The organism is Nonomuraea zeae (assembly GCF_005889725.1).
Lineage (GTDB): Bacteria > Actinomycetota > Actinomycetes > Streptosporangiales > Streptosporangiaceae > Nonomuraea > Nonomuraea zeae.
In genome coordinates this window covers 1-12,998 of the sequence record NZ_VCKX01000328.1, presented here as the reverse complement: position 1 = coordinate 12,998, position 12,998 = coordinate 1, and the positions used below count along the sequence as shown (strand labels likewise).

General features: G+C 70.6%; 10 protein-coding genes. 4 read left to right on the top strand and 6 right to left on the bottom strand.

Annotated features, from left to right (window positions below; genetic code table 11):
* Positions 1-1,114: 1,114 nt before the first annotated feature.
* The 3 genes from ETD85_RS52845 to ETD85_RS52835 all read right to left on the bottom strand — a co-directional run bounded on the left by ETD85_RS52845 (position 1,115) and on the right by ETD85_RS52835 (position 4,702).
* Entirely contained in the window at positions 1,115-2,530 is a 1,416-nt protein-coding gene (locus tag ETD85_RS52845; RefSeq protein WP_138697423.1) for a regulatory protein RecX, read from the bottom strand.
* A 355-nt stretch (positions 2,531-2,885) separates the two neighbouring features.
* Positions 2,886-3,983, bottom strand: coding sequence for a recombinase RecA (gene recA / locus ETD85_RS52840; protein ID WP_138697422.1), 1,098 nt, complete (start codon positions 3,981-3,983; stop codon positions 2,886-2,888).
* Between the two features lie 176 nt (positions 3,984-4,159).
* Complete coding sequence (locus tag ETD85_RS52835; protein WP_138697421.1) at positions 4,160-4,702, bottom strand: P-loop NTPase family protein; 543 nt, start codon at positions 4,700-4,702, stop codon at positions 4,160-4,162.
* Between the two features lie 344 nt (positions 4,703-5,046).
* On the opposite strand from ETD85_RS52835, the gene ETD85_RS52830 reads away from it, so the two are divergent.
* Positions 5,047-5,328 carry a hypothetical protein gene (locus ETD85_RS52830; RefSeq protein WP_138697420.1) on the top strand — a complete coding sequence of 94 codons (282 nt, stop codon included), beginning with the start codon at positions 5,047-5,049 and terminating at the stop codon, positions 5,326-5,328.
* A gap of 16 nt (positions 5,329-5,344) precedes the next feature.
* On the opposite strand, the gene ETD85_RS52825 is transcribed toward ETD85_RS52830, so the two are convergent.
* Both ETD85_RS52825 and ETD85_RS52815 read right to left on the bottom strand, forming a co-directional pair.
* Positions 5,345-5,539, bottom strand: a complete 195-nt coding sequence (locus ETD85_RS52825; RefSeq protein ID WP_138697419.1) for a DUF3046 domain-containing protein — start codon at positions 5,537-5,539, stop codon at positions 5,345-5,347.
* A gap of 371 nt (positions 5,540-5,910) precedes the next feature.
* Positions 5,911-6,399, bottom strand: a complete 489-nt coding sequence (locus ETD85_RS52815; protein WP_138697417.1) for a VOC family protein — start codon at positions 6,397-6,399, stop codon at positions 5,911-5,913.
* Between the two features lie 116 nt (positions 6,400-6,515).
* Between ETD85_RS52815 and ETD85_RS52810 the strand changes: the two genes are divergently transcribed.
* Entirely contained in the window at positions 6,516-11,405 is a 4,890-nt protein-coding gene (locus tag ETD85_RS52810) for an ATP-dependent helicase (protein WP_138697426.1), read from the top strand.
* 62 nt (positions 11,406-11,467) lie between these two features.
* Here the strand turns inward: ETD85_RS52810 and ETD85_RS67780 are convergent, their stop codons facing one another.
* A complete protein-coding gene (locus ETD85_RS67780) occupies positions 11,468-11,608 on the bottom strand; it encodes a hypothetical protein (RefSeq protein ID WP_379507412.1) in 141 nt (46 codons plus the stop codon).
* On the opposite strand from ETD85_RS67780, the gene ETD85_RS52800 reads away from it, so the two are divergent.
* Both ETD85_RS52800 and ETD85_RS52795 read left to right on the top strand, forming a co-directional pair.
* On the top strand, positions 11,553-12,611 hold the full coding sequence (locus ETD85_RS52800; protein ID WP_138697416.1) for an ArsR/SmtB family transcription factor: 1,059 nt from the start codon (positions 11,553-11,555) through the stop codon (positions 12,609-12,611). The two genes, ETD85_RS67780 and ETD85_RS52800, sit on opposite strands and share 56 nt — an antisense overlap.
* 143 nt (positions 12,612-12,754) lie before the next feature.
* Positions 12,755-12,998: TetR family transcriptional regulator (locus ETD85_RS52795; RefSeq protein WP_206059442.1), on the top strand; the 244-nt coding region annotated here is incomplete at its 3' end.

Here is a 12,998-nt window from a genome sequence, read left to right as displayed (position 1 = left end):
CTCCCCAGCCTCGGCTCCCCCTACGAGACCGGCTTCCCCGCCCCGGCCGACCCCGCCGAACCACTCCCACATCACACAGGCACCGTGCTCCCCCAGGCTCCCAGGGTCCTTGAAGCAGCCGACGAAATCTTGACCTACAGCCCTCCTGATCGACGAGCACCTTGGACCGCGAGGCTCGAACCGACAAGACCCTTGGACCGCCGAAGCCCTTGGATCGACGGGCCCCAAGAGTCCGACCAGGCGGGACGAATCAGAGCGCAAGGCTACGAACGCGCACTCCTGCGCACAACGACGGACGTACTCCTACCCATCGGACTGACCGTGCGCGACCTGGCCGCCAGACCAGGTCGGCACGGCCTTCCGGACTCTTCCGGCAAGGAACGCAAGAAGCACAACCCGGCGACACAGAACGTCAAGTAGCACGACGTGGCACGAGACGAGGGAAACGCGACCCAGCGGCCCGGCGACGCGGCCCGGCGACGCGGCCCGGCGACGCGGCCCGGCGACGCGGGAAGCGGGAAGCGGGAAGCGGGATTAGAGCAGGAAACCATCCTCTGCGCCAGATCAGTAGCCGCCACGATGATCGACAGGGACGGCGGAAGCGGAAGTACACCCCGGCAACGCGAGACGCCGGAAGCGTGACCTCGCGGCAGGGCGCCACAGACTGCAGCTCTCCGACGTGATGGCAGCGGGACACACACCACGCACGCGCAGGGGCAGCGGCAGCGGCAGCGGCAGCGGCAAGATCCCTCTTGTGCCACCTCCACCAGCCTGAACCGAAGGCGTAGAGCCGTAGACCCCGACTCGCAACCCGGAAGCCCCACCCCACCGCGACCGGCTGTCTCAACTGACCACAGCCATCGCCAAACGCAGGTGAGTGAGCCTGACCAGACGAAGTGAAGCCACCACCGGACCAGACGGACGAGTAGAACCATCCGGGCGGACCCAACCGGCTACCAGCCGAAGTGCATCCACCGACGGACGAAGCAGGCCCAGCCGACAGACGAGGTAGACCCAGCCGACCGGAACCAGCCGAACGAACCGACCCAGCAACGGACAGATGGGCCGAGCACGTGGATCCACCCAGACAAGTCCACGACGTCACAAAAGGCGGTCAGTCCGGAAAGTCCTCCTCCAGGTCGATGCCTTCCTGCTCAAGCGCCTCTCGGATGACCCGGAAGGCCAAACCGGAGGAATAGCCCTTGCGAGCGAGCATCCCGGCCAGCCGACGGGTGCGGGTCTGCGGGTCGAGGGATCGGGTGGCCGACAGTTTGCGATCCACCAGCCGCCGAGCCGTCTCCGCCTCCTGATCGGAGTCCAAGCGCTCCACCGCTTCGTTGACCGTCTCGGTGTCCACGCCGCGATGACGCAGCTCGGCTGCCAAGGCACGCTTGGCCAGGCCACGACCGTGGTGCCGGGAATCGACCCACGCCGCCGCGAACGCCTCGTCGTTGATCAGGCCGAGCTCGGAAAAGCGACCGAGGACGGCTTCAGCGGCTCCGTCGGGAATTTCCCGCTTACGGAGAGCCTCGGCGAGTTGGGCACGCGTCTTGGGAGCCATGGTGAGCAGCCGAAGACAGATGGCCCGCGCCGCCGACTCCGGATCCGCCGGCGGACCGGCGCTGACCTGGCTCTCGGCGTCCTCTCCATCAGTCGGCCAGCCCTGACGCTGCGACCTCTTACCAGACCGCTTGCCGGATCGGCGTCCCTTACCCGACCGCTTCCTGTCGCTCCTGTCGGTCTTCTCGCCGTCCGCCTGCTCAGGCGCGAACCAACTGCTCCCCGCCAACACCTCGGAATGCCACTCGTTGGCCCTCTGGCCATCAGGCGGCGCTCCCTCGCGAGATCGCCCATGACCCGAGAACGGCAGGTCTGTCTCGCCGGGTTGACCGTCGCCGCTCTCCACGGCCGATGCACCGGCCGAACTGAGCCGGCTGCGCCCCGGAGACCGAGAGTCGGCCCCGCCAAGTTGACCGCCAGCGGTGTGCACGGACGACAGGTCATCCTCACCGGATCCACCGAAACCCGAGGACCGGACGTCACCCGAGGACCGGACGTCATCCCCACCAGATCGGCCAAGACCCGAAACTCGGAGGCTCGCCTCGGCAGAGTCACCGTCGGCAATGTCTGCCGTCGATCTCACGTCGGCAATGTACGACGGCGGGAGATCGACCGCACTGGACCGGCCGAGCCCCGGGAAGTAGGAGTCGGCCTCGCCGAACTGGCCGGCGTCAGAGGGCGGCCGGTTGGCCTCGGCGAATTGGCTGGCGTCGGAGACCCGCGGGTTGACTTCGCCGAATCGACTGGCGTCGGAGAGCGGCGGGTTCGCCTCGGCGGGTTGGCTGAGAGCCGGGGCGTGGGAGTCGGCCGGGCCGGGTTGGCTGCGGCCCGAAGATGGCGGGTTGGGCTCGGCGGATTGGTCGGCGGCGGTGGTGGTGTCTGGGTCGGCGGATGGGGAGGTGCGGAGGCGGGTGCGTTGTTCGCGCCACTCGTCGACCGATGGCCAGCCGTCCGCAGCCGAGCGAGCCATGTCGCGACCTCGTGACGAGGCGACGTCTCGGCGGCGTGCCGAGGTGGCGTCATGACCTCGTGGTGAGGTGATGCCGTGATCTTGCGACGGGGTGCCGGCTCGCCCTGGTGGCGAGATGGCGAGGTGGTCTGGTGGCAGGGACGCGAGGTGGTCTTGGCGCGGGGTGGCGGAGTGGTCTGGTGGCGGGGTGGTGTCGGGATGCTGGGATGAGGTCACGGCATGGTCCTGTGGTGAGGTGTCGTGACGTCGCGAACCCACGATGGGGCGTTGCTCGGTGCCGAGTGGGCGGGCCAGGCGCCCCCATGGGAGGGGTGGGGCGCCTGTGGCCGGTCCGTGTCACTCATGTGGCGACCGATCAGACGTCACCAGGCTTCGGGGTGGACTTCGAGGCGCGGCCCGACGGGGCGGCGGCGGCCGGGGCCGGCGCGGCGGCAGCAGCTTCGGCGGGTGCGTCGAGGCGGGGGCCCACGCCCAGCTTGTCCTTGATCTTCTTTTCGATCTCGTTGGCCATGTCAGGGTGGTTACGCAGGAAGTTACGCGCGTTTTCCTTGCCCTGGCCGAGCTGGTCGCCCTCGTAGGTGTACCAGGCGCCGGACTTGCGGACGAAGCCGTGCTCCACGCCCATGTCGATGAGGCCACCCTCGCGGGAGATGCCGATGCCGTAGAGGATGTCGAAGTCGGCGACGCGGAAGGGCGGGGCCATCTTGTTCTTGACGACCTTGATCCTGGTGCGGTTGCCGACCGCCTCGGTGCCGTCCTTCAGCGTCTCGATGCGGCGGATGTCCATGCGAACCGAGGCGTAGAACTTCAGCGCCTTACCACCGGTCGTGGTCTCCGGGCTGCCGAACATGACGCCGATCTTCTCGCGGAGCTGGTTGATGAAGATGGCAGTGGTGCCGGTGCTGCTGAGGGCACCGGCGATCTTGCGCAGGGCCTGGGACATGAGGCGGGCCTGGAGACCGACGTGGCTGTCGCCCATCTCGCCTTCGATTTCGGCCTTGGGCACCAGCGCGGCCACCGAGTCGATGACGATGATGTCGACGGCGCCCGACCTGATCAGCATGTCGGCGATCTCGAGCGCCTGCTCACCCGTGTCCGGCTGGGAGACCAGCAGGGCGTCGGTGTCCACCCCCAGCTTCTTGGCGTATTCGGGGTCGAGGGCGTGCTCGGCGTCGATGAAGGCCGCGATGCCGCCGGCCCGCTGGGCGTTGGCCACCGCGTGCAGGGCGATCGTGGTCTTACCCGAGGACTCAGGGCCGTAGATCTCGACGATGCGGCCCCGCGGCAGGCCGCCGATGCCGAGAGCGATGTCAAGGGAGATCGACCCCGTCGGGATCACCTCGATGGGAGCCCGGGCGTCGTCGCCCAGTCGCATGACGGAGCCCTTGCCGAACTGCCGCTCGATCTGAGCGAGGGCGGTCTCAAGGGCCTTCTCGCGGTCGTTGATAGCCATGGGAGCTCCCTCTGGAGGGTCGTGGTCCGATCAGTCGAGTGAAAGCTACGGCCTGCCACCGACATTTTCTGCGACAGTCGGGGAAGTCGTGGCCCGGCGAAGTCAATGGTAGCCGAACGGCTGTTCGATCACAGCAGGAACACGCAGCTACAGGTCCATCTTCCGGAATCGTGAGCTCATTCGTCCGTGACCGTCTCCGGGCCTACCGTGCGCAGCCAGCGCGCGGCCTCTTGCGGAGCGGCGAAACGGATCACGCGTATCAGGGCGAAGCGCGGGTCATGGGCGCGCCGGTGGATGTCCGTCCTGCGAGCCCCGTGCTGTGCCCAGGCCCACCACACCGGATGGTCCCTGCGGAACCAGTTCGCCAGCGTCTCCCTGTTGCCGCCGAAGATGCGCTCGCGGGTGAGAGTCCTGCGCAACGATCTCCGCAGCACCCGGGGCATGACGATCCGCCTGCCGTAGTCGAGCCAGACCACGGTGTCGGCGCGTTCCCACAGCAGGTCGCGCACCTCGGGGTAGCCGTACGAGTCGAAGATCCAGGCCGGCGCGGAGGCGATCCCCTCGACCCGCGCGGCGAACTCGCCGTCCACGGCCCAGCCCGGACCGGTGAAGTGCAGGGCGTCCATCTCGTGGTACGGCACCGCGAGGCGCGTGCTCAAGGCCCGGGCCATCGTCGACTTGCCGGCTCCGGTGATGCCGGCCACGAGGATCCGCCGCATCCGAGCAGGGTACGGCCTCCGGACCTGACCGGCGTTCACCCGCATCGAACGGAATGTCGATCGTCTCGCGAAACCGGCCACCCCAGGGAAGCCGAAGCCACCACCCCGAAGCCCCGGCCGTCCCGGGGAATCGGGGACGGGACGGTGGGAAACCGGAGGCAGGAGCGCTGAGAGCCGCTGGCGGGAACGCGGCGAACGGTGCCGCGCCCGACGCGGCGGAACGATGCGGAATCGCGATCACCACGTCGCTCCGAGTAAACGTCAGGAGGGTTGGCGGCGTCGTGTTGTCATGCGCGGTGAGCTGGGGAGACTCAGTGGCAGGGGCGAGGGCTGGAGGCGGCGACGTGGCGAGTGGCTACACCGGGGAACGGCGCACCCATCTGGAGGCACTCGCCGAGCTGTTGCCCAATCAGGGCCTGGTGAGCCGCATGATCGGCGGGGACGATCCGGTGCTGTGGGTGTGGCACCCGCGCACCGGCCGCCAGACGATCATCTTCGCGACCCCGTCGAACCGCGGGTGGCTGTTCCTCTGGTCCCCCGGAGGGCAGGGCGACGCGGGCGACCTGGAGCGTACGGCCTCAGCCCTGCGCGAAACCCTGGACCAGGCGCAGGAGCCGCAGCGCTGAGGCCGGCCACGAACGCCTAACGCAGCTTCGACGAGACCTCCTCGACCTGGCAGACCGCGCGCCAGACGGTCTTGGCGCTCTCCCCGTCGGCCAGCGCCTGCACGACCGTCCGCCCGCCGAGGGGGGCGAGCACGTAGTCGCGGGCCCATGACTCGGCGTAGGTCTCGCCGAAATGGGCGTTCATCCTTCTCCAGAACTCGGTCAGGCGCATGGACTCAAGTATGGAATCGCCTTGGGTGTGGGTAAGACATCCCCATGCCAAAGACCCACAAGTCTTCACCGCCGAAGACCGCCAAGACCAAGGCCAACAGAGCCAAGCGCCGCAGGTTATTACTCGCGATGCGCGTCACCGTACAGAAGGAGAAGGCGGATCGATCAGAACGGCACGCCGGCATCCGGCAGGAGCCGCGTGCGGGCAAGCCGCGGACGCGGAGGGCGTCGCGGCGCTAGGCCGCGACATACAGGTACGAACGCCGTCGCGGCGTACGGGCACGGACCCGGTCGCGGCGTAAGCGCACGGCACACGATCGCGACGCGCCATCCGGCCGCACCATGCGGTCGCGGGACGTCGTCGCACCGCGGTCACAGCACGTGTGAGCCGTACATCTCACCGAGATGGTCGGCGAGCAGCTCCAGCCTGGCGCCGTCGGGGTCCTTGAAGTAAATGGAGGCGCCGCTCTCTATCTGGTGCGGCACGCCGGCCATCTCCAGCTTTCCACGCAGCCGTTCCCAGGTCGCGGGGTCGACGGAGATCGCGACGTGGTGGAGCCCGCCCAGCACTTCCTGGTACGGCTCCAGGTCCAGCCCGGGGAAGTCGAAGAACGCGAGCAGGTTGCCGTTGCCGATGTCGAAGAAGAAGTGGTTCGACCCCTTGTAGTCGCGGTTTTCGATGATCTCCGTCAACGGGAACTCCAGGAGCTCCTGGTAGAACGCGATGGTCCGCTCCACATCCGACGACAGCAGGGCCATGTGGTGCAGGCCACGCGCGCTGCTGGACGGACGGTGCGGTAACACGTAACGCTGCCTGATCTCCGCACGGCGGGCTTCTATGGCCGCATAGTCAATGGTCACGGTCGCTGTATGTCCGCCTGAGCCCTGGCTCAATCACACCCCGCAGCGCCAATGCGTTTTCTGTCGGTGGCGCGAGGCAGTATGTGCTGGTGAGCTCGCTAGACCACTTCAGCCAGATGACCAGGCAATGGTTCACTGGAGCCTTCCAATCTCCCACCGCCGCCCAGGAGGGGGCGTGGGAGTCGATCGCGCGCGGCGACAACACCCTGGTCGTCGCGCCCACCGGGTCCGGCAAGACGCTGGCGGCGTTCCTGTGGTCGCTCGACAGGCTGGCAGCAGAGCCGGCCGAGCGCAAGCCCGAAGGCGACTCCGGCCCGCCCAAGGGCAAAGCCGGGCGCGGGGCGGGCGCGAAGGCCGCGCGCGGGGCGAAGGCCGGGTCTGGCGAGGCCAAGGGGACCAGGGTTCTCTACGTGTCGCCGCTCAAGGCGCTGGCCGTCGACGTCGAGCGCAACCTGCGCGCGCCGCTGGCCGGGCTCAAGCAGACCGCGCGGCGGCTCGGGCTGGCGGTGCCGGAGATCTCGGTGGCGATCCGTTCCGGCGACACCCCTGCCCAGGACCGCAGGCGGTTCGCGGCCAAGCCGTCCGACATCCTGATCACGACGCCCGAGTCGCTGTTCCTGCTGCTCACCAGCCAGGCTCGGGAGGCGTTGCGCGACGTCGAGACGGTGATCGTGGACGAGGTGCACGCGGTCGCGGCCACCAAGCGCGGCGCCCATCTGGCGCTCAGCCTGGAGCGGCTCGACGCGTTGCTCGACCGGCCCGCGCAGCGGATCGGGCTGTCGGCGACCGTGCGGCCGGTGAGCGAGGTGGCGGCGTTCCTGGGCGGCACCCGGCCGGCGACCGTGGTGCAGCCGCCGTCGGAGAAGCAGATCGAGGTCGAGGTCGTCGTGCCCGTGGAGGACATGACGGAGATGGAGGGCCGGCCGCAGTCCCAGGGCGAGGACGGGGAGTTCGACCCTGAGCCGGCCAACCGGTCGATCTGGCCCCATGTCGAGGATCGGCTGTTCGACCTGATCGAGGCCCACAGCTCCACGATCGTCTTCGCCAACTCCAGGAGGCTGGCCGAGCGGCTCTGCACCCGGCTCAACGAGCTCGCCTACAACCGGTCGCAGGGGATGGAGGCCGTCGACCTCTCGATCTGGGAGACGGATCCGGGCCGGCCGATGTCCGGTGAAGGGCCGATGTCCCCGTCTCAGCAGGGGCCGGTCCGGCGGATGCCCGCCGACATGATGGCGCAGGCCGGGGCGAGCAAGGGCGCCGTCACGGAGGTCGTACGCGCCCACCACGGCTCGGTCTCCAAGGAGGAGCGGGCGCAGATCGAGGAGGCGCTCAAGTCCGGCCGGCTGCCTGCCGTGGTCGCCACCTCCAGCCTTGAGCTGGGCATCGACATGGGCGCGGTCGACCTGGTCGCGTGCGTGGAGGCGCCGCCGAGCGTGGCCAGCGGGCTGCAGCGCATCGGCCGGGCCGGCCACCAGGTCGGTGCGGTGTCCAGGGGCGTGATCTTCCCCAAATACCGCGGCGATCTGGTGCAGACGGCGGTGGTCGCCGAGCGGATGAAGAGCGGCCAGATCGAAGAGCTGCGCTATCCGCGTAATCCGCTCGACGTGCTGGCCCAGCAGATCGTGGCGATGACCGCGCTGGAAGACTGGACGGTCGACGAGCTGGAGTCCGTGGTCAAGCGGGCCGCCCCCTACGCCACGCTGCCGCGGAGCGCGCTGGAGGCGACGCTCGACATGCTGGCCGGGCGCTATCCGAGCGAGGAGTTCGCCGAGCTGCGGCCGCGCATCGTGTGGGACCGGGTCACCGGCACGCTCCAGGGCCGTCCAGGGGCGCAGCGGCTGGCCGTCACCAACGGCGGCACGATCCCTGATCGGGGCCTGTTCGGCGTGTTCCTGGTGGGCGAGCGCGCCTCCAGGGTGGGCGAGCTGGACGAGGAGATGGTCTACGAGTCCCGCGTGGGCGACGTCTTCGTGCTGGGCGCCACCTCCTGGCGGATCGAGGACATCACGGCCGATCGGGTGCTGGTGTCCCCCGCTCCCGGCCAGCCGGGCAAGCTGCCGTTCTGGCACGGCGACGCGCCGGGGCGGCCGGCCGAGCTGGGCAAGGCGATCGGGCAGTTCCTCCGCGAGCAGGCCAAGCAGGGCTCGACGGACCGGATGCGGGCGGCGGGCCTGGACGAATACGCCTCCGGCAACCTGCTGGCCTACCTCGACGAGCAGCGCGAGGCGACCGGCTACGTTCCCGACGACCGGACTCTGCTGGTCGAGCGCTTCCATGACGAGCTGGGCGACTGGCGGGTGGTCATCCACTCCCCCTATGGCGCGCGGGTGCATGCTCCTTGGGCGCTGGCGATCAACCGGCGGCTGCGCGAGCGCTACGGCATCGACGTACAGGCCGTCCACTCCGACGACGGCATCGTGCTGCGGATCCCCGACACCCTGGCCGAGCCGCCGACCGACGTGGCGGCCTTCGACGCCGAGGAGATCGAGCAGATCGTCACCGAGGAGCTGGGCGGCTCCGCCATGTTCGCCTCCCGGTTCAGGGAGTGCGCGGGGCGGGCGCTGCTGCTGCCGCGCCGCACGCCCGGCCGGCGCAGCCCGCTGTGGCAGCAGCGGCAGCGGGCCGCTCACCTGCTGGGGGTGGCCTCACAGTACGCCTCGTTCCCGATCGTGCTGGAGACGATGCGCGAGTGTCTCCAGGACGTCTTCGACGTGCCGGGGCTCGTGCAGCTCATGCGCGACATCGCCGCCCGTACGGTGCGGGTGGTGGAGGTGGAGACGTCACAGGCCTCGCCGTTCGCGGCGTCACTGCTGTTCCACTATGTGGGCGCGTTCATGTACGAAGGCGACGCGCCGCTGGCCGAGCGCCGGGCGCAGGCCCTGGCGCTGGACACCTCGCTGCTGGCCGAGCTGCTCGGCCAGGCCGACCTGCGCGAGCTGCTCGACCCCGACGTGATCTCCGACAGCGAGCGCGAGCTGGCCAGGCTCGACCGGCCGCTGCGCGATCTGGAGGACCTCGCCGACCTGCTGCGCTCGCACGGCCCGCTGCTGGCGCCCGACGTGAGCGTGCGCGGCGGCGACCCCGCCTGGCTGGAGGAGCTCGAACGCGCCCGGCGGGCGATCCGCGTACGCATCGCGGGCGAGGAGCAGTGGGCGGCGATCGAGGACGCGGGCCGGATGCGTGACGCGCTCGGCGTGCCGCCGCCGGTCGGGGTGCCGCACGCGTTCCTTGAGCCGGTGGCCGATCCCCTGGCCGACCTGGTGGCGCGGCACGCCCGCACCCGGGGGCCGTTCCACGCGAGCACGGCGGCCGTCAGGTTCGGGCTCGGCGTGGCCGTGGTGACCGACGCGCTGCGGCGGCTGGCCGCGACCGGCCGGGTCGTCAACGGGGAGTTCCGGCCTGGCGGGCGGGGCGAGGAGTGGTGCGACGCCGGGGTGCTGCGGATGCTGCGCCGCAGGTCGCTGGCCCGGCTGCGCAAGGAGGTCGAGCCGGTCGCGCCGGAGACGCTGGCGCTGTTCCTGCCTGCTTGGCACGGCATCACCGGGCCGGGCACGTCGGCGGGGGACGGCGGCGGCCGGGGCGCGGGGGCCGCCAGGGCGATGGACGCGCTCATCCGTTCCATCGAACAACTCCAGGGCGGAGCCGTGCCCGCTTCCGCTCTCGAGACGCTGGTGCTGCCCTCGCGGGTGCCCGGCTACCATCCCGCGCTGCTCGACGAGCTGACCTCGTCGGGCGAGGTGATGTGGGTGGGGCAGGGCTCGCTTCCCGGTGGTGACGGGTGGGTGGCCCTCTATTTCGCCGACACCGCGCCGCTGCTGTTGCCCGAGCCTGCCGAGATCACGATGACGCCCGTGCACGAACGCGTCCTGGAGCTGCTGGGCGGGGGCGGCGCGCTGTTCTTCCGGGGGATCTCCGACCAGCTCGGCTCGCTGGACGACGCGGCGCTGGTCTCCGCGCTGTGGGACCTGGTGTGGGCGGGGCGGGTGTCGGGTGACACGCTCGCGCCGCTGCGGGCGACGCTCGGCACGGGGCGGCCCGCGCATCGGCCCGCCACCACGCGGCGGCGCCGGGCGGTGCTGCCCAGCCGGAGCGGGCCGCCCACCGTGGGCGGGCGGTGGTGGTTGCTGCCCTCACCCGCCGAAGACGCGACCCAGCGGGCGCAGGCCCAGGCCGAGGTCCTGCTGGAACGGCACGGGGTGGTGACCAGGGGTGCGGTGACGGCCGAGCGGCTGCCCGGCGGATTTACGCCGATTTATCAGGTCTTGCGGGCTTACGAGGAGAGCGGGCGGTGCCGCCGGGGCTACTTCGTCGAGGGGCTCGGCGGGGCGCAGTTCGCGCTGCCGGGCGCGGTGGACCGGATGCGCGCCATGTCACCGGGCATCGCCCCGGCCGCATCTCCCGGGGATGCTGCGGGCGAGCCCGGCTCCGGCACGTTCGGGCCGGCTGGCGGGGCAGGCACTGAGGGCTCGGGCGCTTGGGGCTCCAGTGCTGGGGGTGCCGGCGCTGGGGGTGCCCGCGCTGGGGGTGCCGGTGCTGGGGGTGCCGGTGCCGGAACTTCGGGTGCTTGGGCTTCAGGTGCTGGGGGCTCGGGCGCTTGGGGCTCTGGTGCCGGGGCCTTCGGGCGGCCGAAGCGGGCTGAGCGGCGGGCCGTGGTGCTGGCCGCCGCCGATCCGGCCAGTCCGTACGGCGCCGCGCTCCCCTGGCCGCAGCGCCCGGGCGACGTCGGGCACAAACCGGGCAGGAAGGCCGGATCGCTGGTGGTGCTCGTGGAGGGGCATCTGGTGCTGTACGTCGAGCGCGGCGGCAAGACGCTGCTGTCCTTCGCCGACGACGAACGGTTGCAGCCCGCCGTGGACGCGCTCGCCCTGGCCGTGCGGGATGGCGCGCTCGGGAAGCTGACCGTGGAGCGCGCCGACGGCGCCTCCATCGTCGACTCACCGCTGGCGGCGGCGCTGGAGGAGGCCGGGTTCCACCCGACGCCACGCGGACTGCGGCTACGTGCCTGACGGACATTGACGCCGCCTGGCCACGCGATGCGGTCGCGTGCCTGGCCGAAGGCACCGTTGCCTCACCGTGCGATCCGGGGGATCTCGGTTGCGGTTGGCGTCCGTCGGGGACAATGCGAAGCACCTCTGATCAGTCGGGAGGGCGGAGTGCCGTTGCGGATGCGGCTCGGCGTCGATGATCTGCTGCGTTGCCGGTTCGCGATCTCGCCGCTCTGCCAGACGCATGAGGCGTTACGGATGCTGCGGCGGCCGGAGCGGCACGGCTACCACCGGCCGTGGCTGCGGCGCATGCACGCCGTCGTGGCTGGACTCGACCTGACCCCCATGTGGCTCTTCATGCCGCCGCGTGGCGGCTACACCCCCGACTTCCTCGGAGCACCGCCCGACACGCCGTCCGCCTCCTTCGCCGACGAGCTGGCGCGCATGCGTGCCACCGATCCCGGCATGGCGCGAGAGGAGATGGCCCGCTCGCTGGCCTGCACCCCGGGCGCCGCCGAATCCCCGCAAGGTCGGCGGGCGCTCGCCGACCCCGCGCGGGCCGTTCAGGAGCTGGCCGATCTCACCGAGCGTGCCTGGGAGGCGCTCCTGGCGCCGGACTGGGCGAGGGCCCGGGCGCTGCTGGAGGCCGACATCGCCTACCGGGCGAGCCGGCTGGCGGAGGGCGGGTGGCAGGCGCTCTTCGCCGATCTGCATCCGGACCTGGTCTGGGCGGATCGCACCCTCGTGCACCGGACCCCGCACCACTCCCCTGCGGCACAGGAGGTCGACGGCCGGGGCCTCCTCCTGGTGCCCAACGTCTTCGCCTGGCCGGAGGTGGTGAGCGGCTTCGCCGCGCCCTGGCAGCCCACGCTCATCTACCCCGCCCGGGGAGTGGGCGCGCTGTGGCACGAGCCCGCCGCGGCGGCGTCCGACGCGCTCGTCCGGCTCGTCGGCCGGACCCGGGCCGCCATCCTCGCCGGCCTGGACGGACCCGCCTCGACGACGACGCTCGCCCATCGCCACGGCCTGGCGCCGTCCTCGGTGTCGGCACACCTGTCGGTGCTGCGCGACGCCGGATTGCTGACCTCGCGCCGTCACGGCTATCAGGTGCTGTACGAGCGGCTCCCACTCGCCGGCGCACTGCTGACAGGCGTAGTCGGCGACTCAGTTGGCGGCTCGGATGGCGGCTCGGATGGCGGCTCGGATGGCGGCTCGGATGGCGGCTGAGTGAGCGCCCCCGTCTGTGGCCCGGTCGGTGGCTCAGTGGTGAACGATCGTGCGCCGTGCCAGGCAGCCGTAAGCGGGACGGAGGCGCGACCGGTGATCTCCGGGGCTTCCCTCCGTTTGAATGGCCGTTTAAGATTTTGAACGTGCCGCCAGAAAGTCGAACCTTCATTGAAGAGGCACGCCGAGCACAGATCATCTCCTGCGCCATCGAGGTGCTCGCCGACCAGGGCTACCCCCACACCACCCTGGCCAAGATCGCCAAGCAGGCCAAGATCAGCACCGGCGTGATCTCGTACCACTTCGGCGGTAAGAAGCAGCTCATCCAGGCGGTCGTCGAGGAGGTGGTCAAGCTGGGCACCGACATGATGCTCCCCCGCATCCTCGCCC

Coding starts and splice junctions, on each gene's coding strand:
- ETD85_RS52825 (WP_138697419.1), bottom strand. CDS start 5,539: ATGCGCCTGACCGAGTTCTGGAGAAGGATGAACGCCCATTTCGGCGAG.
- ETD85_RS52835 (WP_138697421.1), bottom strand. CDS start 4,702: ATGCGGCGGATCCTCGTGGCCGGCATCACCGGAGCCGGCAAGTCGACG.
- recA (WP_138697422.1), bottom strand. CDS start 3,983: ATGGCTATCAACGACCGCGAGAAGGCCCTTGAGACCGCCCTCGCTCAG.
- ETD85_RS52845 (WP_138697423.1), bottom strand. CDS start 2,530: ATGGCTCGCTCGGCTGCGGACGGCTGGCCATCGGTCGACGAGTGGCGC.
- ETD85_RS52810 (WP_138697426.1), top strand. CDS start 6,516: ATGACCAGGCAATGGTTCACTGGAGCCTTCCAATCTCCCACCGCCGCC.